The following is a 24309-nucleotide window of genomic DNA, read 5'->3' on the forward strand; positions in this document are numbered from 1 at the left end:
ATCCAACTCATGGTCTTGGTCCAGTATCGCAATACATGAATTTAGCAAGACAAGATGACACATTTAATAGTATTGTTTCTTATTCTACCCAAGCTCTAGGAAGACAATTATATGCTAAAAAAAATTACCCGATTGATCATAAATGGAATCAATTAGATTTTAAAGGTGGAGATTTAAATACATCGATTATAAAAACGAATATGGGAAGAACCATTATGGTACAATGGGACGAAACAAGTCCGAGACCCTATTCGCGTCATAATTTAGTCCAAGGGACTAAAGGAATTTTAGCAGGCTTTCCAACAAGAGCAGCTTTTGATGGAGGTTTCGCAGGTATAACGGAGGATCATCATCGATGGATTCAAGGCGAACAACTACAAGCATTATACGAAACATATGATCATCCGCTTTATAAACGTTTAAATCAAGCAGCCAAGGGTAGTGGTCATGGTGGTATGGATGGTATTATGGTCTACCGTATTGTGGAGTGTTTGCAAAAAGGGTTACCATTAGATCAGAATGTATATGAAGGTTGTTTTTGGAGTGCAGTGTCGCCTTTGAGTGAACAATCTGTGGCTAATGGAGGAGCGCCTCAGGAGTTTCCAGATTTTACTAGAGGTAATTGGAAGACCACCAAACCACTGAAGATTATTTCCTAATGTTATGATTGTTTTTATTGATAGAATACTCAAAATTTCGTATCTTATGTATAGAAATAAGAATCTTAATATTTAGAAACTATGACAGTAAATTTTCAGTATGTAAACACCGATGTAAGTGAAACACTTTCAGCTTACATTGAAGAGCGATTAGAAAAACTAAGTAACAAGAACGAATTTCTGATCTCTGCCCAAGTGTATGTGAAGCATGATGATAAAGACCATAATGCTGGAAAGATGTGTAATATTGAATTGAGTTTACCAGGACCACGTATTTATGCGATGTCTAATGAAAGCACCTATGAGGCAGCAGTGAATGAGGCCATTCGCGATTTAAAGAAACAACTCGAGAAACGAAGAGATACCTATAAAGTCTATTAATAAGACTTTACCGATATAAAAGAAACGGATCTTATCTGTGATGATAGGGTTCGTTTTTTAGTATAGTAAAGCCACGGTAAAGCTGTTCTATAAAAAATAAACGAACCATTTGATGCGAAAAAGTCATTTGGGATAAGCCTAATTTACCATTAGCACGTTGATATATAGCATCTGAAAATCCATAAGGACCACCAATCACAAAAATTAAGGTTTTAATACCAGAATTCATATGTTTTTGTAAATAGCCTGAAAAGGTGACAGAATCCATTTGCTTACCATTTTCATCGAGTAAAATGAGCACATCCGATTTTTGAGTCTTAGCAAGTATCAGCTCACCTTCCTTCGCTTTTTGTTGGGCTTCGGTGAGATGTTTTACGTTTTTAATATCTGGAATTAACTCAAATTCAAACTTAATATAATGGCCAAGACGTTTTTGATAATCTTGAATAAGCGTCTTAAGATTTTTGTTATCTGTCTTACCAATAGCAATTAGTTTTATATTCATAATTTCAAAGTTATACTTTTTTAGAAATAGGTATTTAGTTTTTGAAGTTTTATTCTATCAATTCCTATTTTTACGTTAAATAAGATAGTTGATGATTTCAAAAGAACAATTCGAGATAGAAATAGATGGTATCATAGCCAATGCCATAAGAGAAGATGTTGGTGATGGTGATCATAGTTCTCTGGCTTGTATACCTGTAACAGCCAGAGGTAAGGCCAAGCTTTTAGTTAAGGATGAAGGTATAATTGCTGGTGTGGAATTTGCAAAACAGGTATTTCAATATGTAGATCCAGATATGATGGTTGAAACATTTATTGCTGATGGCTCAGCTGTAAAACATGGTGATATAGCGTTTTATGTTGAGGGTGCTTCTCAGTCGATTTTAAAGGCAGAGCGTTTGGTGTTAAATGCTATGCAACGTATGAGTGCTATTGCCACCAAAACAAAAACTTTCGTAGATTTATTAGAAGGCACAGGAACTAAAATTTTAGATACTAGAAAAACTACTCCAGGAATTAGAGCCCTCGAGAAATGGGCTGTAAAAATTGGCGGAGGCGAAAATCACAGATTCGCCTTATACGATATGATTATGCTTAAGGATAACCATATTGATTTTGCTGGTGGGATAGCTAAAGCAATTAACCTTACCAAGCAATACCTAACGGATACCAGCAGAGATCTTAAAATTATTGTTGAAGCGCGTAATCTTGACGAAATTCAAGAAATTCTTGGTTGCGGTGGAGTATACCGAATTTTAATTGATAACTTTAATTATGAGGATACAAGAAAAGCTGTAAAACTTATAGGGGATCAATGTTTAACAGAATCGTCAGGTGGGATTAATGAACATACTGTAAGACATTATGCAGAGTGCGGTGTGGACTACATTTCTTCAGGGGCATTAACACATTCTGTTTGTAATATGGATTTAAGCCTAAAGGCCGTGTAATATGACAAAGCCTATAGAAGATAAGCTTGATAAGATTCCGGTTATCAGCCTCATTGTGCGCTTTTTTAAACAAATTAGGTTGCCTGGATTTGAGGGTTTGTCCATCTATGATTTATTAGAATTATATGTTTTAGGGATTGTAAAAGGAACATTAACAACGAGAGCAAGTGCTATTGCATTTAGCTTTTTCACAGCAATCTTTCCATTTTTACTTTTTGTAATTATCCTCATTCCAATTATTCCAATAGAAGGCTTTCAAGAGGAATTTCTAGATTTTCTTCAATCTTTTTTACCCCCACAGACCTCTGAATTTTTTATATCTAATATCTTCGATAACATCAGTGGCGGTGGCGGGGCAGGTTTGCTGTCTTCTGTTTTTATCTTATCTATGCTATTAATGGCTAATGGTGTTAATGCTGTGTTTTCTGGTTTTGAGAATTCCTATCACGAACAACTCACGCGTAACGTTTTTCAACAGTATTTGTATGCCTTAGGCGTTGCCTTAATTTTGGTAGTCTTGGTTTTACTTACTGTTGCTTTTTTTGGGTATACACAGATCTACATCATCACTCCATTAAATAATGCACTAGAAACTGAAAAAGCTACGTCAGAGCAATGGATTGCAGTAGTGAAATATTTGTTTTTTGTTCTGATGGTGTATCTAGCTACAGCCACCTTGTACTATTTTGGCACAAAAGAGGGACGGTACACGCGGTTTTTCTCAGTTGGCGCTTTACTTACGACACTACTAATAATCTTGACGTCTTACCTATTCGGTGTTTATATTGATAATTTTTCTCAGTATAATAAATTATATGGTTCTATTGGCGCCTTATTAATCTTGCTCATATACCTTTGGTTAAACTCTAATATTTTACTTTTAGGGTATGAGCTTAATGCCTCCTTAAGACGTTTACATAAATTAAAATCTAAAAATGACTAAGTACCTATTTACAGTTTTGTTTTTGTTTGGTTTAAACCTATCCTTTTCGCAAAGTATTTTGGGCAAGTGGAAAACCATTGATGATGAATCAGGAAAAGAAAAATCGATCGTAGAGATTTATGAAAATGATGGTAAAATCTATGGTAAAATAATTAAGCTAATACATCCAAAACAAAATAATCCTTTATGCACTAGATGCAAAGGTTCTAAAAAAGACAAACCTATTATTGGAATGGTAATTATTGATGGTTTAGAAAAGAATAATGATCTTTATGAAGGTGGTACGATTTTAAACCCAAATAATGGTAAAGAATACAAATGTCGTTTAAAGTTAGAAGATGGTAATGAAACCATACAAGTAAGGGGTTATGTTGGCTTATTTTATAAAACACAATACTGGAAACGTGTTAGATAGTGACCTATTTTTTAGACGTCATATTACCCATTCCACTCCAAAAAGCCTTTACTTATCATATTACTAAAGCCGAAGCCCAGTTTTTAAAAACTGGCATGCGAGTGTCTGTACCATTTGGAAAGAGTAAAATTTATACAGCCTTAGCTTACAAGGTTCACAACTCACCGCCAATGGCTTATGAGCCTAAAACCATTCATCAAATTTTAGATGAGATTCCTGTGGTTACCCAAAAGCAATTAAACCATTGGGAATGGATTGCTAAGTATTACATGTGTAGTTTGGGCGAGGTAATGCGCGCAGCAATGCCTAATGCCTTTATTCTAGAAAGCGAAACTATTATTTTAAAAAATGAAGCCGCTGAGGTAAAAGATACAAGTCTTAAGGATGATGAGTTTTTAATCTATGAGGCTCTACAATACCAAAGCGCTTTAAAAATTCAGGATGTCGTTTCTATTTTGGATAAAAAGCGGGTGCTTCCTGTAATTAAAGGCATGGTTGAGAAGGGCATATTGCATTTGCATGAAGAACTATACGAAAAGTATCAACCTAAATTGGTGCGTTATGTAAAGTTACATTCAGATTATACAAATGAATCTGATCTTCAAGTCTTATTAGATTCCTTAAGTCGCGCTCCAAAGCAGCGCCAAGTCCTTTTGAGCTTATTTACACTCGAAGCTTCAGAAAATAAACCTATTAAAGTCACAGATCTTACCAAGCGCAGTCAAACCTCTACAGCTGTGATCAAAGCACTCATAGATAAAGGCATTCTAGATGAATACTATGTGCAAACGGACCGTGTGCAGTTTGAGGGCGAAGGTGTTTCAGCATCGAAACAGCTCTCTGATGCTCAAGAAACTGCTTATGAAGAGATTACAACAGCATTTAAGACAAAAGCTGTCACTTTATTACATGGCGTGACCTCTTCTGGGAAAACAGAGATATATGTAAAACTCATTGAGGAGCAGTTAGATACAAACAAACAAGTATTGTACTTATTACCAGAAATTGCCTTAACAACACAACTTGTCCAACGTTTACAAGACTATTTTGGTGAGAAAGTTGCTGTGTTTCATAGTCGCTATTCTGGCAATGAGCGAGTTGAGGTTTGGCATAATTTATTGCAAGATTCTGAGAAAGCTCAGGTGATTATTGGAGCGCGATCGTCCTTGTTATTGCCATTTTCTAATCTTGGGTTAATTATCGTCGATGAAGAACATGAGCAATCCTATAAGCAATTTGATCCTGCTCCGCGATATCACGCGCGTGATGCAGCCATTGTTTTAGGTGCTATGCATGAAGCTAAAACACTTTTAGGCTCTGCGACACCAAGTTTAGAAAGCTATTTTAATGCCAGTCAAGGTAAATATGGGTTGGTAGAGCTTACCACGCGTTATAACAATGTGTTGATGCCAGACATTGAATTGGTGGATCTGGCAGACAAATACAAGCGTAAACGCATGAAAGGTCATTTTTCGGACCGACTGATTGAAGAAATGACCGAAACTTTAGAGGAAGGCTTTCAAATTATTCTATTTCAGAATAGACGTGGTTTTTCACCAATTGTTGAGTGTACCACTTGTGGGCATTCGCCACAATGTCCAAATTGTGATGTGAGTTTAACCTACCATCAGTACAGAGATCAGCTACGATGCCATTACTGTGGGTTTAGCACCATTATGCCTAAATCGTGCGAAGCTTGTGGCAATGCTACTTTAGACACCAAAGGATTTGGTACCGAACAAATAGAAGAAGAAGTAAAGGTACTATTTCCAGATCATAAAGTCGCTCGTATGGATTTGGATACAACGCGTGGTAAATATGGTTTTGAAAAGATTATTACGAGTTTTGAGCAACGCGATATTGACATTTTGGTTGGGACACAGATGCTCACCAAAGGTCTTGATTTTAGATATGTAAAGTTGGTTGGTATTATGAATGCAGATAACCTTCTAAACTTTCCTGATTTTAGAGCGCATGAACGTAGTTACCAACTTATGGCACAAGTATCTGGCCGCGCTGGACGTACCGATGTAAGAGGGAAGGTGCTTATTCAGACCTATAATCCGCACCATAATATTTTACAACAAGTATCTGTTAATGCGTTTAAAGACATGTATACTGAGCAAATGAACGATCGCTACAATTATAAATATCCACCCATATACCGTTTGATTAAGATCACTTTAAAGCATAAAGATTACAATCGCGTTAATCTTGCGGCAGATTGGTATGCAAAATCGCTGCGACAAGTCTTTAAAGCCAATGTCCTAGGTCCTGAATTCCCTCCAATATCAAGAATACGAAACCTTTTCAATAAAAACATTCTGGTTAAAATACCACAGCAGCAGTCATTGGCTAAAACCAAAGCCGCTATATTGAAGATTGATAATAGCTTTAATGCAGTAAAAGATTTTAGGTCTGTTCGTGTGATTTTGAATGTAGATAACTATTAAAACAAAAAAAATCCCGACATTTCTATCAGGATTTATTTATATCAATGTGCTCTAAGCCATTTTGCGATGCGTAATATTGTTACATATTATTTAGAGCATCAACTAATTGGGTCTTTTTATTTCGACTCAATGGAATTTCATAAGCACCTACTTCAACGTTTTTACTGTTAAAGCGGTCAATTTTGTCTAAATTCACAATGTAGGATTTGTGAATTCTTAAAAACTTTCCTTCAGGTAATTCTTTCTCAAAAGCTTTCATTGTAGATAACACTACAAGGCTGTTTTCTTCTGTTACGACTTTTACATAATCGCCTAAAGCTTCAATCCATTTGATATCCTTAATATAAACTTTACGTTTTTTAAGGTTACTCTTTACAAAGATGTGTTCACCGTCAGTTTCATTAAAATCTAATTTTAATTTGTGCTGCTCAATAGCTTTTTCAACAGCTGTATTAAAACGTTCTTTAGTGATTGGTTTTTGAAGATAATCGGTAGCGTCGTAATTAAATGCTTTAAAAGCATATTCTGTTTTACCGGTAACAAAAATAATTTGGGGTTTGTTGTTGAGTACATCTAGAAGTTCAAAACCGTTTAACACTGGCATCTCTATGTCTAAGAAGATAAGATCTACTTTATGTGTATTAAGACCGTTTTTTGTTTCTAACGCACTACTGTACTCTGCAATAAGATTAAGCGAGGAATGATTCTCAATTAACTTTACTATAGAGAGACGTTGAATCGCAGAATCATCAACAACTACACAGTTTAAAGTCATAACATTAATATTTATTAGGTTAAGATATCGACAATACTACAATAATTTCGGTTAAAAAACAAATTTTACCGACAAAGTGTAAAATTTAACATAATCCTTTAGAGATTAATTGTTTGTAAGTTTACATTCAAAAACATTGCCAGAATTAGAATTAATCCTTATTTTTGCAGCCGTTTTAACAATAAACAAAAGAAATATTATGAATCGTTATGAAACTGTTTTCATCTTAAATCCCGTTTTATCTGAAGATCAGATAAAGGAAACAGTAAAGAAGTACGAAGATTTTTTGACTTCTAAAGGTGCTAAGATGATTGCCAAAGAAGATTGGGGCTTAAAAAAATTAGCGTATCCAATTCAAAACAAAAAAAGTGGTTTTTATCACTTATTTGATTACAATGTTGCTGGTGAAACTATCGAGCAATTAGAAGTAGAGTTTAGACGTGATGAGCGTTTTATGCGTTACTTAACTGTGAAATTAGACAAGCACGCTGCGGCTTGGGCTGATAAGAGAAGAGATAGAAACAAACAAAAAGCGTAATTATGTCATCTATAGAACAACAAGCAAAAGGAAAAAAAGACGGAGAAATTAGATATTTAACTCCGCTTAACATAGAAACTTCTAAAGCAAAGAAGTACTGTCGTTTTAAAAAGTCTGGCATTAAGTACGTAGACTATAAGGATGCAGATTTTTTATTAAGTTTTGTAAATGAACAAGGTAAATTATTACCAAGACGTTTAACAGGAACGTCTTTAAAGTATCAAAGAAAAGTATCAGTGGCTGTAAAGAGAGCTAGACATTTAGCTTTAATGCCATATGTTGCTGATTTATTAAAATAAAATATCATAACAATGGAACTTATATTAAAACAAGACGTTGAAAATTTAGGATTTAAAGACGATATTGTAACAGTTAAGAACGGTTATGGTAGAAACTTTTTAATTCCTCAAGGTCACGCTGTAATGGCTACGGCTTCTGCAAAGAAAATGTTAGCTGAGACTTTAAAGCAACGTGCCTTTAAAGAAAAGTCAATCATTGAAGCAGCGCAAAAAACTGCTGATGCATTGGCACAATTAGAAGTGAAAATTGCTTCTAAAGTGGGAACTGGTGATAAGTTATTTGGTTCTGTAAACAATATTGATGTTGCAGATGCATTACAAAAAGCTGGTCACGAAGTAGATAAAAAATACATAAATGTAATCGGTGGTAACGTTAAGCGTTTAGGAAAATATAATGCGGTTATCAGATTGCATAGAGAAGTAACTGTAGATTTACCATTTGAGGTAGTTGCAGAGAAAAAATAATTTATATCTAAAGATTATTTAAAACCGTTTAGTTTTCTAAGCGGTTTTTTTATTCAATTCTGTTATGAAAAAACACTTTCTCTTATTGTTTGTGATTGTTTTTTTTGGGTGTAAAGATGCCAAAGAAGAAACACCATCATCATCCACTGCAAAATCAAAGCTAGTCGAAGTTTTCAGAGTTTCAAAAGATTCCTATCCTAATATTAGTGTACATCGTGGTGGGAAAGGATTAAAGGATTATCCTGAGAATGCACTAGAAACCATACAGTATGTAAGTGACAGTATTTCTGCTATTTTTGAAATTGATGTCGCGCAAACTAAAGATGGGCAATTGGTGCTTATGCATGATAGCGCCATAGATAGAACTACTGACGGTAATGGTTTAGTAAAGAATTTATCTTATTCAGAATTGCAACGGTATCATCTTGTGGATGACTTTGGTAATGTAACAGATTTCCAAATTCCGCTGTTTTCTGATGTTTTAAAATGGTGTAAGTCTAATAATGTTGTATTAACAGTAGATATTAAGCGTGGAACACCACAAAAACACGTCATAGATGCCATAAAATCACAACAAGCAGAAGATATAAGTATTATTATAACATACGATGTAGAACAAGCAACATCAGCTTACGCTTTGGCACCTGAGTTATTATTATCTGTTTCTACCAGAAATCACACAGAAATTGATAGGCTCTTAGAAACTGATATACCTACAGAAAACATGCTGGCCTTTACCGGAACCCGATTATCTAATCCTTCTTTATATAAAAGACTGCATGAAGAAGATATTGTTTGTATTCTGGGAACTTTAGGAAACTTAGATAAACAGGCAGAAGTTAGAGGTCATGATATGTACCAAAGATGGCATAAATTTGGTGCTGATATCATAGCAACAGACAGACCATTTGAAGCCCATGAAGCTATTAATTAAGTATTGAAATAATGAAGTACACAAGATTAACAAAAGAACAATTTGAAGAATTGCACCAAGAATTCATCAATTTTTTGGCAACTCAGTCTATAACAGCAGACGAGTGGGAGGGTATTAAAAAGAATAAACCAGAAGCGGCAGAACAAGAATTGGATGTATTCAGTGATTTGGTTTGGTATGGTGTATTGAAGAAAGTTGATTATTTAGAACATATATCATCAAATCAAATACATCTATTTAAATGCAGAGATAAAGATATGCATCTTATTGCCTTAAAGCTAAAAGAGGACAAGGTTGATCTCACTACAAAAGAAGGTTTTCAATGGTTACGTGATAATTTATTGTCTGATGATATTGAATTTTTTAATGCTAAGAAGGACTATTCTGAAGATAAACACCAAGATATTTTTAAATTAATCCAGCAAGGAGCCAATATCACAAAAGGTGAATTATTTCAGTACTTTGAGTCGTTAATGCGTCAGTAATTCAAGGTGTTTTATTAAAACCCTGGTATTTTTGACGATGTTCTTTAATGCGTATAACAGGGTCTCTTTTTTTCTAAACTTTTTTCGAAAGCTATCTGATTAGTCATAGGACTTGTCTACCTCATCCGCGTACAAGTTTTTCAAAACTGTATTATTCCTAAGAGTAAATTACTCATACCTTAAGGACTCGATAGGATCGAGACGTGCTGCTTTAGTTGCAGGATATAATCCTGAAATTACAGCTACTATAAAAGCAATACTAGTAGCCCAAATCATCGCGACCCATGGAGTAGAGAATGCTAAGTCAAAGTTGTAAGATACAACCCAACCAATCAAAATCCCGAGGGCAATTCCTAAAATTCCCCCAAATTGACCTATAAGCACTGTTTCGATAAAAAACTGAAATGCTATTGTTCGACGCTTTGCACCTAATGCTTTACGAACTCCGATTTCTCGGGTACGTTCACTAACCGAAACTAACATAATATTCATTAGGGCAATGGTAGAGCCAAAAATAGTAATGATGCTAATAATCCAAGCAGCCCAATATAAGGTTTCTGTATTCTCAGCAACACGATTAATAAGATCTTCACTGCGTTCAATCCCAAAATTATTGTCTTCTACTGGGCTAAGACCTCTAATATTTCTAAAGGTTATTATTCCTTCTTCCTGAGCACCTTCTAGCAAATCATTCTTTTCAACTTTTACACTGAGGGTGTAATTAATATTTGGACTGGTAAAAATTGATCTGGCCTTTTGAATTGGCACTATAACACGTAAATCTTGATTATTACCAAAGGTAGACCCTTTCTCCTTTAAAGTTCCTATCACTTTAAATTTAGAACCCCTAACACTAATGGTTTTATCAATAGGATTCACATCCTCAAACAAGGCCTTTACTAAATCACTTCCAATAACACAGACTGAGTTACTGTTTTCGATATCAAAATAATTAAGTCCACGACCACTTTCTAACTCTAATCCAGAATTACCGATAAAATGCTCATTGGCCCCCAAGACACGTACTTCGGGATCCGTTTTTTCATTTTCATATTTTACTTCAGCAATAAAAGTCCCGTAGAATGAAATGGCCACTTTAGTGAAAGGGTAGTCGTAATTGTCTACAAAATTTTTAACGTTTCTATAGCTAATAACGGGGTTGATTTTTTGACGTTCTCTACGACTTTGACGTTGCGATTTAAATTCGTAACGTTGAAAGTTAAACGTATTGGCTCCCATGGATGAAAAACTACCAGAGATTGTATTTTCAAGAGCAGACACACCGCTTAAAATGCCAACAAGCGCCATAATACCAATAGCAATAATTAATACAGTTAAAATAGTACGTAGGGATTGGCCTTTAATTGAGCCAAAAGCAATTTTAAAATTCTCTCTAGCTAGTGAAAACATGGTTTTTTATACCGTTAGTTTATTAGTTTACATGGATAAGACGCTACAAACAGCATAAAGTTACTATAAAAATGAAATTACTTAGGTTTGCCTATAAAAATTATAATATTTTTGTGAAAATTTAACTGGTAAATGGCTCAAAAACCAAGTATTCCTAAAGGTACTCGAGATTTTAATTCAGAACAAGTTGCAAAACGTTCTTATGTTACAGAAACTATAAAAGAACAATTTCAACTCTTTGGTTTTCAGCCTATAGAGACACCAAGTTTTGAAAACTCTGATACCTTAATGGGAAAGTACGGTGATGAAGGTGATCGCTTAATTTTTAAGATATTAAATAGTGGAGAATACCTTCGCAAAGTTGCTGATGAGGATTACAATTCACGTTCTGAGTCAAAGATAACCCCAAGAATATCTGAGAAAGCACTTCGCTATGATCTAACAGTACCTTTTGCGCGATATGTGGTTCAGCACCAAAATGACATTGAGTTTCCGTTTAAACGCTACCAAATACAGCCTGTTTGGCGTGCAGACCGACCACAAAAAGGACGTTTTAGAGAATTTTATCAATGTGATGCAGATGTTGTAGGCTCAAAGTCTCTTTTTCAGGAGGTAGAATTTATTCAATTGTATGATGCTGTTTTTACGGCTTTAAACCTTAAAGGCGTAACTATAAAAATTAACAACCGAAAGATATTATATGGGATTGCTGAGGTTATTGGCGCTCAAGATAAACTCATTGATTTTACTGTTTCTTTGGATAAACTTGATAAAATTGGAGAGGATAAGGTAAAAGCAGAAATGCTTGGAAAAGGCATTTCTGAAGATGGTATTAGAAAACTTCAGCCTCTATTTTCTCTGCATGGTGATTTTAGTAATCAGATTAAGAGCTTAAAATCGATATTAGCATCTTCAAGTGATGGATTAAAAGGTATAGAAGAGTTAGCGTTTATTGATAACGCTATTAAAGAACTTCAGTTAAGTACAGCGCAATTAAAATTAGATGTGACCCTTGCACGTGGTCTTAATTATTATACAGGTGCTATTTTTGAAGTTTCTGCACCAGAAGGTGTGGACATGGGTTCTATTGGTGGTGGTGGTCGCTATGACGACTTAACCAGCATTTTTGGAAAGCCTGACACAAGTGGGGTAGGTATTAGTTTTGGTTTGGACCGAATTTATCTTGTCCTAGAAGAATTGAACTTATTCCCTAAAACAATAACAGAGGCAACCAAGGTCATGTTCATTAATTTTGGGGAAAAAGAAGGATTGGCGTGTTTTAAAGCTATTAAACAACTCAGAAGTCAGGGAATTAAAGCGGAGTTGTATCCGGATCCGGCCAAAATGAAGAAACAGATGGCACATGCTAATAAACGTAATATTCCATATGTGGTTATTGTTGGAGAGCAGGAATTAGAAAATGGTTTATTTGTTTTAAAAAATATGGAGTCTGGGAGCCAAGATAAATGCGATTTTGAAACTTTAGTTGAAGCTTTAAAATGAGAAAAGTCTAACCGAAGAGATGGTCGAGACTTTTCTCCTTACTAACTAATCGAAAAAAACTATCTTTAATTAAATCTAATTTTTTGTGAGTGCTGAGCATTCGCTGATTCTGCTCTTACCATATAGATAGCTGCGCTGAATGCCATTTTCTTGTATTTGTTAAAAGATCCAAGCCATAATTTTGGTATATCAAATGCGTTATTTAAAGATGAAATAGGCACGAAACGAGTATAAGCACTGCTAGAATTGCCAGTAGCGTTTTGCATATATTACACATTAAAGTCCTTTGAAAATAGCGAGGTTGCAATTATAAAAGTGAGTGTTATTAAGACATGCTTTTATGAGGTTAAGATTAAGGTTTTTATTTAAAATTTAAGTTTATTATTAGTTTTTTTGTCAATATTGAACCGCTTAAAGTATTTAACTTTACGATATAGGCTCCAGTACTAAGTTGATTCACTTTATATTCAGAGTAACCTCTCTCCGAAATATCATTTATTTTATTAACAGATTGTCCTAGTAAATTATAAAATTCAATTGATTCTAATTCAATCTGATTAGGGTTTAATAAAATTAGTTTTTGTTTATGATTAGAGTATAATATGTCAATAGATTTTTCGTTTTTATCATCAATACTTAGTGATTCGCTGAAGTCAAATGTAATTTCAAATCGATTCAGGTATTCGCCAGCTAACAAGAAAATATCATAATCACTATCTCTTAAATTATGGTATGAATTTAATTCAATATCATGGACGTAGATATTGATGTTATCTTCAATATTTTCTAATTGATCTATAGTTATAGAATTAATTCCATCTTCATTTACTTTAATTCCTATTGGATAAGCATCATTTAATTCATTATCATTACTTGCTTGAATTATGTACTTTTCATTATTTAGTACCCAAAACATATCATCGGTTTGATTATCGTTGAGCCTACCATCATAGCCCCAATCTACATTAGGGGTGGCATTTTCATCTATAGTCAATAGAATTTGACGATGAAGTTGCATATTGTAACCCGCATTAAATCCTAGTCTAAACTTCATTCTATTGTCATTAGATGCCGTATTTAGTGTACTATTTGGATTTACATATGTTCTTAAAAAAACTGAATTAGAATTACCTTCCTTTTGAAAAGCACGTTGATCATTTTGAAAGTTTATGGTACCTGTACTAGTCCCAGTAACAAAAAAGCCTTGACTAATAGGTACGTATGGTCCTGGAGTTTTAGTGCCAACTCCAACTTGTGCTACATCAGGGTCTGGTGCTGGTGCAGGCACACCTCCTGACAGATTGTACAATGAGTATCCACCTTGATATTCTTGAAGAATGTGAGAGCCTCCTCCCCAATGTTCCCAAAAATATAGTGTTCCTGATAAATTAGGATTATCATTTATAAATTCATTGGCGTCTAATGCAGAGGCATAAGGATTACCTACCAAATATTCATTTCCTGAAGTAATAGTTAAAGTTATGTCACCATTATTTGGTTTACCATTGAATACATAATTTTGCTCTGATACAATGGATCCAGTTCCTGGTCCTTTCATTGTGAACCCTTCTCCTGCGTGTATGGTTCCGCTTGCTCTTATGTGTTGCCAAGCTGAATAGTCATCATTAGTTAAATCTGCAAATTTCCATATCCAGTAATCTGAAATTTGAATAGGACTCGATGCTGCACCGTTGTAACCTGATCCTAAAAAGTTAACAGGTATGTCTCCATCTTGCATAATGTCTTGAACAGAATAGCTATAGTCGTTTAAACCTGTATTTGTTTCACCAACTGGTGAAGACCAATAATTATATGTAAAGGTATCTGCAGTACCTTGTTGGTCTCTTTCTAATTTCCCGTTTAAACCTACAATGAGATCACTGTTTTCAGTCTGAATTAATTGTGATTCGCCTTCTAGATCTAATTTTCCATTAAGACTTAAGTAATGAGAAATGGTAATGCCGTTTCCAGACTTGTCACTGTTGTTACCGGTCAATATGAGTTCATTCGAGTCAATATATAAAGCTAATAATTCTCTGTTATTGTTTTTGTTAAAAGGTAAAGTTGAATTATCTAATGTTACATCATGTGATATTTTAACTATGTTCCAGTCTACTGTAATATTTGAATCTACAATCGATGTACTTCCTGGTATTGACTGCATATTACCGTTAACCCAAGTAGCGCTGGTATTCCAATCTCCATTTTGGTTGGACGCGTAAGGCAGTGGGGCAGTTTGTTTATCTACGGTATCTAAATTACGAAGCACGCCATCAATACCATTACCAGAAGCATCTACAGTGTTAGTGTAAGTAAATGTTGACATCGGATAGTATCCTTCCAAGTTAACCCAAGGAATAGCATTGATGTCATTTTTTGTGATGGATGAAGGAAGCTCATTACCTAAAACTTGACCAGCATTATTTTGGATTTCTTGATTCATGATAAATCGTAATTGATCATTTGTTAATGCGGCACTCCAAACTCTAACTTCGTCTATATTTCCTTTAAAATGCTGGATAGTGGATCCGTTTCCAGCTGCAGCTATCAAGAATGGATTATGACTACTAACGGGTTCAGTTTTATTTTCTGAATTATCAAGAACACCATCAATATAAATATATGCTGTTGTTCCATCATAAACTACTGCTATATGATGCCATTGGTCGTCTGGTATTGAGGTAACTGTTGATAAATTTTGATCTGTTCCATTTTTCCAACGCATTTGAATTTTATTACTGTCCAAAATGCATAAGTCATATCCTTCTGAAAAGGACGTAGGTCTTTTTGATAGTATTGACTTCGTTCCAGAATCAGTGGCATCTCTTTTAACCCATGTAGAAATGGTAAATCCCCCTGGATTCAAATCTAAATTATCTTCCATATCAGCATAGTCAGTTGATCCATCAAAGTATACAGATCGTTCTACATTAACCTCTGGCGCATATCCAAATGTGATATAAGTCGTACCATTAAAGTCATAATCTGTTTGTAAATTTCCATTACCATCACTTTTTAATAATCGATAATCTGAATTAGTATCAAATACCTCGGTTCCGGAAATAAACATGTAATAGGATCCTGGTGGAGAAATATTCCTTATGGCTTGTTCTTCTATTCTAATTTTCACAGTTGGAATATCTCCACCGTTTTCAACGACCTTCCAAATGCGTTGCATACTGATAAAACTTACTTGGGTGTTTAAATTAATAACTCCAGAGCTCATATCAACACTTATTGGTGTCGCTGAAAGGTCCAGGTCGACACCATTATTACCCCACATAAGAAATTCTTTATCATCAAATACTGCACTATTCGAATTCTTATTCTCGCTATTAGTGTCATAAATATCTGAGATACCAATAGTAACTACACCTTGTGTTCTACCAGTTATATCTGACGCGTTATTAGAACTTCTAGATTGTTTCTGATTTAGTTCTGAAACATCATCGCGACCGATTCCAGCGATATCATAATTATATCCTGAATTTGCAGATTGATCCCAAATAACAGTACCATCGCTGTCAACATAGTCTTGAGACATTCCATTACTACCGAGAGTAACACCATATTTTATAGCTAAGTAGGATTGAATTCTATTTCTTGCTTGGGTTAAATCATTATCGTTATTGGTTGACGAGTAAGTTATTATTTCAGCTATTCTTCCATCAAAGCTTCCATTCCAGTACTGACTTCTTCCCAACCAAAATTTTGTATTATCATTATTGGCCCAAGAGCCTGAATTTGCAGTAGTGGTTCCGAATTGATTATTGTTTATATAAAGATTGGCACCTGTATTGGAATTATTATGGCGTGTATTAATAATATGAATTTGGTTAAAATTAACATTAGCGTCCTTGGTAGCTCTTCCATAACTGGCGGAAGTTCCAATACAATATGCAAATCGTTCATTTGAAAATCTTGCAGAATAATTACCATATCCGAAACCTGTAACATCTGGGTTTTGTGAGTTGTTAGAGGTTTGATCAATACTAGTGAAGGTATCTAATGGCGTCATTGAAGTAGTTATGCTGGGATCTGGAATTAAAACAACAAAAATGTCATCACTGTTAAAACCTCCAGTACCTGTGAGTTCATGACGACTACCATTACTTATTATATAAGTCATATCTGAACTTGCTGTAGTATTATCATTTTCAAATTCAATCACTGGATTAAAGTTAAAATTTGATGTACTGTTATTGCGATAAACGGGTTCTTGACCAGAAACCATGGTCTCGGCATTATTTCCTTTCCCATTATCAACCCATTTGCTTACTGGATTTCCGTCGGTTGTTTCATTAATACCATTAATCATATCAGCCTTAAGCCATAGGTCTAAGGAACTTGTTACTCCACCTGGTGCCTGAGATGGGTTACAGTAAGTTACTCCTGTAATTGTAATATCGTCAATAAAAACTTGATCATCGTTATTATTGGCATTGCAGCGAATTCTGAATTTAGATTTTGTTGATGAAGGGAATGTGTAATCCGTACTTTTTATCGTAACTATTTTACCATAAAAAATGACTGATGAAGTTGTTTCAAAATCTGCGGATTGGTCATCGATATTACCACCTTCAAAAACCTTTACAGTGGTCCAAGTGGAGCCGTTATCATGGCTGTATTCTATCATAAATTCTTCAGTGTTTTCAACACTCTTCGGTGCAAAGAAAAATTTAAAATCAACTTTGTCGTAAGATGACAAATTAAAAGCAGGCGAATCGAAGGATGAAGCAGAACCTAAAGCATCATCATCTCTAATTCTTAAACTATAATTACCACCGTAAGACCAAGTCGTGTTATTTTCTCGTGAGGCATCAGAACCTCCTGATGTCCAACCATCAAGACCCGATTCAAAGTCTGCACTATGAATAATTGTACTACCGCAAGAATATACAACGGCAAGTCTTTCGAAATCGTTTGCAGAATTTGAAATAGTAGAATTGTTACTCCGCGAAAAAACGAAGTTTACACTCAGAAGATAGCCTAATACTATTAGCCACCCTTTTTTTGGTATGAGGGTAGTCTTTTTCATAAGCGGTTAAATTTAGATTTGGGGCTAAATCGATGCTAATAGTTGGGACTATCGAGTGCTAACTTATAAATAACACCTATAAGACGCAAAAAAAATCGATGAAATACATCTATCCTGTGAATTTAATTGTATCTGCCAAAAGAAAAGCCCTGAAATACTTAGGGCTTTTCGAGGTTAAGATTTAAGACTTGGGGCAACATTACTTTACTAAAACTTTCTTAGTTGATACTGAACCGCTTACAGTATATAACTTAATTACATAAGTTCCAGTACTTAAATTCTTAACTGCATATTCAGAGTAACCGCTCTCTGAAATATCATTTATGGTTTCAACTGTTTGGCCTAACATATTAATTAGTTCAATTGATTTTATTTCTATCAAGTTAGGATTTACCAGTACAATTTTTTCTTTATCGTTAGAATAAAGTATATCTAATACTTGATTGGTTTCATCATCTACATTTAGAATATCAGAGGTCGAACTGAAAGTAATTTCGAATCTATTATGGTATTCTCCAGAGTTGAGGAAGATTTCATAATCACTCTCTCTTAAATCGTGATATATATTTAGTGCCATGTCATGTACAAAGATATTTACATCATCAGGCACATTCTCTAATGCGTCTATAGTTATAGCGTTTAAACCATCTTCGTTTACTTTAACTCCTATTGGGTATATGGCGGATTCCTCCGCATCATTACTGCCTTGAATAATATATTTTTCATCATTTATCATCCAGTACATATCATCAGTTTGTTCTTCATTTAGTAAGGCATCATACGCCCAATCTACATCTGTTGTTGTATTATCATCTATAGTTAATAGTAGCTGTCTATGTAGTTTCATATCATAGCTTGCATTAAATCCAATTCTGAATTTCATACGTTCATCCGTATAAACAACCGGATTTTCAGATGGATTTACATTTCTTAAAAACACAGAGGATGTGGCACCTTCTTTCTGAAAAACGCGTTGATCGTTCTCGAAGGTTATGCTACCATTACTGGTTCCAGTAACAAAGAATCCTTGACTAACCGGAATGTATTGTCCAGGTGTTTTAGTACCAACACCAACTTGAGCTACATCAGGATCTGGTGCAGGAGCAGGAACACCACCAGATAAATTGTATAAGGCATAGCCACCTTCATATTCTTTTAAAATGTGCGAACCGCCACCCCAGTGTTCCCAGAAGTATAGTGTGCCCGAGGTATTAGGGTTGTCATTAATAAACTCATCTGCATTTATAGCTGATGCATAAGGATTACCAATTAAATAGTCATTGCCACTGTTGATAGTTAATGTAATATCACCGTTATTAGGTTTACCTAAGAACACATAGTTTTGATCATTTAGTATTGATCCAGACCCAGGTCCTTTCATTGTAAATCCTTCACCAGCATTAATAGTACCGTTACCTCTAACATGTTGCCAAGCTGAGTAATCATCGCTTGTTAGATTTGCAAATTTCCAAATCCAGTAATCTGCGATACGTATAGGATTAGTGTGGGCACCATCATATCCAGAAGCGGAGAAGTTAACGGGATTGGCACCATCTAACATAATATCTTGTACAGAATAACTGTAATTATTTATAGCTGTATCGGTTTCCCCAACAGGTGCTGACCAGTAGTTGTAAGTATATGTGTCTGCAGTACCTTGCTGATCTCTTTCTAATTGACCGTTTGTAGCAACTGTAAGATCACTGTCATTTTCTTGAATTAATTGAGATTCCCCTTCGAGATCAATTTTACCTGTAAGGCTCAAGTAATGTGATACTGTTAAACCGTTACCTGTATTAGACGCGTTGCTACCGTTTAGAGTGAGTTCATTGGCATCGACATATAAGGCTAAGAGGTCTCTATTAGCATTCTTAGCAGCAGGTAATGAAGAGTTATCCATAGTTACATTATGTGATGTTCTGACAATATTCCAATCTACAGTGCTATTGGTGTCAACGATAGAAGTAGATCCAGGGATATATTGTAAGCTCCCATTTTCCCAAGTAGTGCTGGTGCCCCAGTCACCATTTTGAGTGGATTGGTAAGGTAGGGGGGCTGTTTGTCTGTCGACGGTATTAAGGTTTCTAAGAGCACCTTGATTTCCATTACCGGAGGCATCATCAGTATTTGTATAGATATATACAGACATAGGATAATATCCGGCTAAATCATTCCAAGGTACAGCATCGATATTGTGTTTTGTTATAGATGTTGGTAATACTTTACCCATAACTTGTCCAGAGTTGTCTTCAATTTCTTGGTTCATAACAAATCGAAGTTGATCTAGAGTAAGTGCAGTATCCCAAACTCGTATTTCATCAATATTTCCCATAAAATGTTGCGTGGTTGTTCCTTTACCAGCAGCTGCAATTACAAAAGAATCTGAAGTTGCAGTTGGTGGTGTTTTGGCCTGAGACCTATCAAGAACACCATCGATGTAAATATATACATCACTACCATTATAAATTACGGCAATATGATGCCATTGATCATCAGGAATAGAAGTTGTAGTTACTAAATTCTGAAGGCTACCGTTTTGCCAAAGAATTTGTACTCTATTATCATCCCTAATTCTTAAGTCATATCCGGAAGTAAAGGCTAAATTACGTTTAGACAGGATTGATTTTATACCAGAATCAGCAGCGTCTCGTTTAACCCAAGCTGAGATCGTAAATCCAGAAGGGTTAAGATTAAGATTATTTTCCATATCGATATAGTCATCCGTCCCATCAAAATAAATAGAACGTTCTACAGTCACCTTTGGCGCATAACCAAAAGTAATGTATTTCGTACCATCAAAATCATATTCAGTTTCTAAATTACCATTGCCATCAGATGTCATAACTCTATAATCTGCAGTTGGGTCAAAAATACCAGTATTAGAGATAAACATGTAATAGCTTCCAGGAGGTGTTATATTTCTAATAGCATTTTGAGGAATTCTTACTTTAACATTAGGGATATCTCCACCGTTTTCTACGACTTTCCAAATACGTTGCATACTTGTAAATGTTACATCGGTATTGAGAGATGGGGTGATACCTGCACTCATATTAACAGAGATTACAGAAGCAGCTAAATCAAGGTCAGCACCATTATTTCCCCACATTAGGTATTCTTTATCATTGAAAGTGGTGGCATTGGTTGTTTTATTAATATTATTAGTATCATAGATATCGGTTAATCCAAAGGTTAAGATGCCTTCGGTACGACCAGTGCCATCAGATACATTATTAATACTTCTAGATTGTTTTTGATTTAACGCAGAGGCGTCATCACGACCGATACCTGCGATATCATAGTTGTAACCGGAATTAGCAGATTGATCCCAAATGACAGTACCATCGCTATCTACGTAGTCTTGAGAGGTGCCATTAACCCCTAGAGTAATACCATATTTGACACCGAGGTAGGATTGTATTCTGTTGCGTTCTTGCGTTAAATCCGTATCAACCTTTCTAGCTGAGTAGGTAATAACTTCAGCTACTCTAGCATTAAGAGAGGCTTCCCAACCTTCACTACGACCAAGCCACCATCTCGAGTCAGTTGTGTTAATGTATGATGCCAAATCGTTTTGTGTAGTTTCAATATTATTAGCGTTGTAGTACAGCTCATGTTGTGTACTACCTGTATTGGTTCTAGTATTAATTATACCCACATTGTCATAACTAGAGCCTGTACCAATTTCAGCAACGGCATACCCATCACCAGCTAAAGCTGAGGTATACGAGTCATGCGCATAGCAAATAATCTCACCATTTACTCGTCCTGTGTAGTAGCCAAACCCGATACCAGTGGCATCAGATGCAGCATCGCCTAATTGCGCATCACTACAAAATACATCCATAAACCCAAAAGAATTTGTGATTGGGGTATCATCAGGAATTAGGACAATAAAAATATCTTGGGTATGGTATCCGTACTCACCATATATAAATTCGCCTGATGCATAATCGTAGGAATAATCTAAATCTTCGATGTATGTAGAATAATTATTATCGAACTCAATTACCGGATTAAAATTGATATTTTGAGCAACATTATCTCTGAACGTTGGTGCTTGCGAACTCAAATGTGTTTTAGCATCATCACCTAATCCTTGATCTTCCCAAGCTGTAACATCTTGGCCGTTGGTATATGAATGGCCATCATCTGCTTTTAACCATAAGCCTATATCACTTGTTACCCCGCCAGGACCAACTGAGGGGCTAGTTCTTTCTGTTATGGTTACCATATCTACAGCTAAATCACTTCGTGCGTATCCAATGACCTCGCCTCTAATACGGATAGTAATGGTTTGACCAACATAGCTACTTAAGTCAATACTTACGGGTGTAAATTTAGAATTTGTTGAAAGATGGTTGTAACCAGATTGAGAATATATGGTTGTTGGGTATGATAAACCATTGTCTGTACTTAAATCTACAAATAAATTTCCTGCATAATTTGTAGAACCCCCATTTCGACCCATTAAATGATATGAAAATGTCAATCTTGGATTATCTGTGCCTGTTAAGTCAAAACATGGACTCACGAGTTGCGCAGTACTATTTAAATTTCCAGTAGCTTCAGTGAATATAAAGTAGCTTCCATCTTTAGCAGCATCAGGACCAGTATTGGTTGTTGGTGTTGAGGTGTTAGTTCTCGACCAATCAAAATCATCCGTAACACCATCAATATCTTGAGTCCATAATCCAAAACCAGATTCAAAACTTTCTTCATATGGGAAGGAAGACACTGTAGAGGTACATACTCCTGGTGTAATACCATAGCCTTGAATATTAAAATTATAAGGGTTTTCATCACTATCACCATTGACAATGCTCACACTTGCTGTTCTTAAACCTACAGCGCTTGGATCGAATGTAATATCAAAGGTAGTGCTGCCAGAAGCTGAAACCGATGAAGCCGGTGAAGCAGTCAAAGTAAAATCTGCAGCGTGGGCTCCACCAATGGTAATAGTACCAATAGATAAATTGGCTGTTCCAGTATTTTGAATGGTAAATGTATTGGTGTCAGTGGATCCTGTAACAGAGATCGCACCGAATTCTGTGTCATCTGCAATAGTTGGTGTGGTATCACCGTCTACTATTGTTGTTGCGTTTCCTCGGATATTAATTTCTGGAACTGGTGTAAATCCTGTACCTTCAATATTAAAATTATAAGGATTTTCATCGCTATCTCCATTGACGATACTTACTGTTGCTGATCTAAGGCCATTTGCACTTGGGTCGAACGTAATATCAAAACTTGTACTTCCTGATGCTGAAACTGAAGAAGCAGGAGCACTAGTAACCGTAAAGTCAGCGGCATTAGCACCTCCAATAGTTATTGTACTAATGGAGAGACTGGTTGTTCCTAAATTTTGTATGGTAAATGTATTAACCTGTGATCCTCCAGTGGTGGCAACACTACCAAAATCTGTGTCATCTGAGGCGTCTGGTGTGGTATCTCCGTCTACTATATTTGTGGCATTTCCTTGTATATTTATTTCAGGACCAGAAATAGCACTGGTTACTATTATACCATAGTCTTCCACCTCACCATCAAAACCAGTTTCGCATGAACTTGGGTCTGAATTGTATTTAGTACTTACTCTCATCCGTGTGGTGCCTAAAGTAGCACCAGCAGGCACTGTAATTGAAGTTGCTGGCGTAATTGCACCATCTAAATTAGTACTACCTAAATCATAAGTTTCACCTGGATCAGAGAAGTCATAATTTTGATTCCAATCTATCCAAACGATTGTATGAACAGTGTAACCACCGTCTGTATCAACACTAACTGTTAAATTATGTATGGAGTTTTGTGCAACTGATGTAGTTATAGCCGTAAAATCTTCATAGCCATTATCTTTAGGGTTATTGAGATCAGAGTTATTAATTGTATTGAATGTTACATTAGAAATACCTGTATCATATGCAGCGGTACCTGACGAAGCACAGTAGCTAGGGGTCGTTGTAAAACTTACATTATCAATCGCAAAATCACTTCTAAAACTTGTTCCTGTTGTTGCATTAAACCTAATCTTAATCGTTTGTCCAGCATAAGCGGAAAGATCAATTGTGTCAGTATACCAAGTATTTCCTTGATTTCCAGAGTAAGTTCGCAAGGTTGTCGGGTATGTACTACCGTTATCAGTACTTACATCTATATTTAAGGTTCCCATACTAGAACCACGCATGTGATAACTATAGGTGAAGAATGCAAAGGTTTCAGAAGTTAAATCAAAACATGGGCTTTCGAAGTTAGCAACCTTATTAGGATATCCATTTCCATTTCCAGAGGATTCGACATACATATACCAAGTATCACCATCCCCTGAAGAAGGTCCTGTATTACGTGTGGGTGTTCCACCTGAATCTCTCGTCCAATTAATATCGTCCCCAGTATCTTGGGTCCATGATCCAGTGCTTGACTCAAAATCTTCATCGTAAGGATAGGAGCTTATTGTAGTACCACAAGTCTGGGAGAAAGAAAAAATAGAAAGCATTACAGTGCATGCAACTATAACATGTACCCTTAAGGGTAAGGTATAAGTTTTCATAAGCGGTTAA

General features: G+C 35.5%; 16 protein-coding genes and 1 pseudogene. 12 read left to right on the forward strand and 5 right to left on the reverse strand.

What is annotated here, in order from left to right; translation table 11 throughout:
• Positions 1–659: pseudogene (locus tag HRU49_RS07130) on the forward strand (alpha-N-acetylgalactosaminidase); the annotation flags it as partial.
• A gap of 81 nt (positions 660–740) precedes the next feature.
• Positions 741–1040, forward strand: a complete 300-nt coding sequence (gene raiA / locus HRU49_RS07135) for a ribosome-associated translation inhibitor RaiA (RefSeq protein ID WP_296355602.1) — start codon at positions 741–743, stop codon at positions 1038–1040.
• A 31-nt stretch (positions 1041–1071) separates the two neighbouring features.
• On the opposite strand, the gene rlmH is transcribed toward raiA, so the two are convergent.
• Positions 1072–1545 (reverse strand): 23S rRNA (pseudouridine(1915)-N(3))-methyltransferase RlmH, encoded by a 474-nt coding sequence (gene rlmH, locus HRU49_RS07140; protein WP_296355603.1) that lies wholly within the window; start codon positions 1543–1545, stop codon positions 1072–1074.
• A 91-nt stretch (positions 1546–1636) separates the two neighbouring features.
• Here rlmH and nadC point away from each other — a divergent pair, with 91 nt between their 5' ends.
• The 4 genes from nadC to priA are packed head-to-tail and all read left to right on the forward strand — an operon-like array spanning position 1637 to position 6305.
• Complete coding sequence (nadC, locus tag HRU49_RS07145) at positions 1637–2494, forward strand: carboxylating nicotinate-nucleotide diphosphorylase (RefSeq protein WP_296355606.1); 858 nt, start codon at positions 1637–1639, stop codon at positions 2492–2494.
• Between the two features lies 1 nt (position 2495).
• Entirely contained in the window at positions 2496–3437 is a 942-nt protein-coding gene (locus tag HRU49_RS07150) for a YihY/virulence factor BrkB family protein (RefSeq protein ID WP_296355608.1), read from the forward strand.
• The gene (locus HRU49_RS07155; RefSeq protein WP_296355610.1) at positions 3430–3852 is read left to right on the forward strand and encodes a DUF2147 domain-containing protein; all 423 of its coding nucleotides are present in this window, start codon (positions 3430–3432) and stop codon (positions 3850–3852) included. The genes HRU49_RS07150 and HRU49_RS07155 overlap by 8 nt, the downstream gene beginning before the upstream one ends.
• Complete coding sequence (gene priA / locus HRU49_RS07160; protein WP_296355612.1) at positions 3852–6305, forward strand: primosomal protein N'; 2454 nt, start codon at positions 3852–3854, stop codon at positions 6303–6305. Before HRU49_RS07155 ends, priA begins: the two co-directional genes overlap by 1 nt.
• Before the next feature lie 79 nt (positions 6306–6384).
• On the opposite strand, the gene HRU49_RS07165 is transcribed toward priA, so the two are convergent.
• Positions 6385–7080 carry a LytTR family DNA-binding domain-containing protein gene (locus tag HRU49_RS07165; protein ID WP_076620930.1) on the reverse strand — a complete coding sequence of 232 codons (696 nt, stop codon included), beginning with the start codon at positions 7078–7080 and terminating at the stop codon, positions 6385–6387.
• A gap of 199 nt (positions 7081–7279) precedes the next feature.
• Between HRU49_RS07165 and rpsF the strand changes: the two genes are divergently transcribed.
• The 5 genes from rpsF (at position 7280) to HRU49_RS07190 (ending at position 9801) form a co-directional block, all read left to right on the forward strand.
• Positions 7280–7618, forward strand: a complete 339-nt coding sequence (gene rpsF, locus HRU49_RS07170) for a 30S ribosomal protein S6 (protein WP_296355643.1) — start codon at positions 7280–7282, stop codon at positions 7616–7618.
• A complete protein-coding gene (gene rpsR / locus HRU49_RS07175) occupies positions 7618–7917 on the forward strand; it encodes a 30S ribosomal protein S18 (protein ID WP_296355644.1) in 300 nt (99 codons plus the stop codon). The genes rpsF and rpsR overlap by 1 nt, the downstream gene beginning before the upstream one ends.
• A gap of 12 nt (positions 7918–7929) precedes the next feature.
• Complete coding sequence (gene rplI, locus HRU49_RS07180; RefSeq protein WP_296355614.1) at positions 7930–8382, forward strand: 50S ribosomal protein L9; 453 nt, start codon at positions 7930–7932, stop codon at positions 8380–8382.
• Between the two features lie 64 nt (positions 8383–8446).
• Positions 8447–9316, forward strand: a complete 870-nt coding sequence (locus HRU49_RS07185; protein ID WP_296355616.1) for a glycerophosphodiester phosphodiesterase family protein — start codon at positions 8447–8449, stop codon at positions 9314–9316.
• An 11-nt stretch (positions 9317–9327) separates the two neighbouring features.
• On the forward strand, positions 9328–9801 hold the full coding sequence (locus tag HRU49_RS07190; protein ID WP_296355618.1) for a DUF6495 family protein: 474 nt from the start codon (positions 9328–9330) through the stop codon (positions 9799–9801).
• 168 nt (positions 9802–9969) lie between these two features.
• Here the strand turns inward: HRU49_RS07190 and HRU49_RS07195 are convergent, their stop codons facing one another.
• Complete coding sequence (locus tag HRU49_RS07195; protein ID WP_296355620.1) at positions 9970–11211, reverse strand: ABC transporter permease; 1242 nt, start codon at positions 11209–11211, stop codon at positions 9970–9972.
• Positions 11212–11343: 132 nt separating this feature from the next.
• Here HRU49_RS07195 and hisS point away from each other — a divergent pair, with 132 nt between their 5' ends.
• A complete protein-coding gene (gene hisS, locus HRU49_RS07200) occupies positions 11344–12714 on the forward strand; it encodes a histidine--tRNA ligase (protein ID WP_296355621.1) in 1371 nt (456 codons plus the stop codon).
• Positions 12715–13075: 361 nt separating this feature from the next.
• Here hisS and HRU49_RS07205 read toward each other — a convergent pair whose 3' ends face one another.
• Positions 13076–17752, reverse strand: a complete 4677-nt coding sequence (locus tag HRU49_RS07205; protein WP_296355623.1) for a LamG-like jellyroll fold domain-containing protein — start codon at positions 17750–17752, stop codon at positions 13076–13078.
• A gap of 199 nt (positions 17753–17951) precedes the next feature.
• The gene (locus HRU49_RS07210; RefSeq protein ID WP_296355625.1) at positions 17952–24299 is read right to left on the reverse strand and encodes a choice-of-anchor D domain-containing protein; all 6348 of its coding nucleotides are present in this window, start codon (positions 24297–24299) and stop codon (positions 17952–17954) included.
• Between the last annotated feature and the right edge of the window lie 10 nt (positions 24300–24309).

Origin of the sequence: Winogradskyella sp., from assembly GCF_013213975.1 — a bacterium.
Classification (GTDB): Bacteria; Bacteroidota; Bacteroidia; order Flavobacteriales; family Flavobacteriaceae; genus Winogradskyella.

Excerpts from the sequence above, each read along its gene's own strand:
- hisS (WP_296355621.1), top strand. The coding sequence starts at position 11,344 with ATGGCTCAAAAACCAAGTATTCCTAAAGGTACTCGAGATTTTAATTCA.
- HRU49_RS07185 (WP_296355616.1), top strand. The coding sequence starts at position 8,447 with ATGAAAAAACACTTTCTCTTATTGTTTGTGATTGTTTTTTTTGGGTGT.
- rpsF (WP_296355643.1), top strand. The coding sequence starts at position 7,280 with ATGAATCGTTATGAAACTGTTTTCATCTTAAATCCCGTTTTATCTGAA.
- rplI (WP_296355614.1), top strand. The coding sequence starts at position 7,930 with ATGGAACTTATATTAAAACAAGACGTTGAAAATTTAGGATTTAAAGAC.
- HRU49_RS07150 (WP_296355608.1), top strand. The coding sequence starts at position 2,496 with ATGACAAAGCCTATAGAAGATAAGCTTGATAAGATTCCGGTTATCAGC.
- HRU49_RS07205 (WP_296355623.1), bottom strand. The coding sequence starts at position 17,752 with ATGAAAAAGACTACCCTCATACCAAAAAAAGGGTGGCTAATAGTATTA.
- HRU49_RS07190 (WP_296355618.1), top strand. The coding sequence starts at position 9,328 with ATGAAGTACACAAGATTAACAAAAGAACAATTTGAAGAATTGCACCAA.
- raiA (WP_296355602.1), top strand. The coding sequence starts at position 741 with ATGACAGTAAATTTTCAGTATGTAAACACCGATGTAAGTGAAACACTT.
- HRU49_RS07165 (WP_076620930.1), bottom strand. The coding sequence starts at position 7,080 with ATGACTTTAAACTGTGTAGTTGTTGATGATTCTGCGATTCAACGTCTC.
- HRU49_RS07210 (WP_296355625.1), bottom strand. The coding sequence starts at position 24,299 with ATGAAAACTTATACCTTACCCTTAAGGGTACATGTTATAGTTGCATGC.
- HRU49_RS07195 (WP_296355620.1), bottom strand. The coding sequence starts at position 11,211 with ATGTTTTCACTAGCTAGAGAGAATTTTAAAATTGCTTTTGGCTCAATT.
- nadC (WP_296355606.1), top strand. The coding sequence starts at position 1,637 with ATGATTTCAAAAGAACAATTCGAGATAGAAATAGATGGTATCATAGCC.
- HRU49_RS07155 (WP_296355610.1), top strand. The coding sequence starts at position 3,430 with ATGACTAAGTACCTATTTACAGTTTTGTTTTTGTTTGGTTTAAACCTA.
- rlmH (WP_296355603.1), bottom strand. The coding sequence starts at position 1,545 with ATGAATATAAAACTAATTGCTATTGGTAAGACAGATAACAAAAATCTT.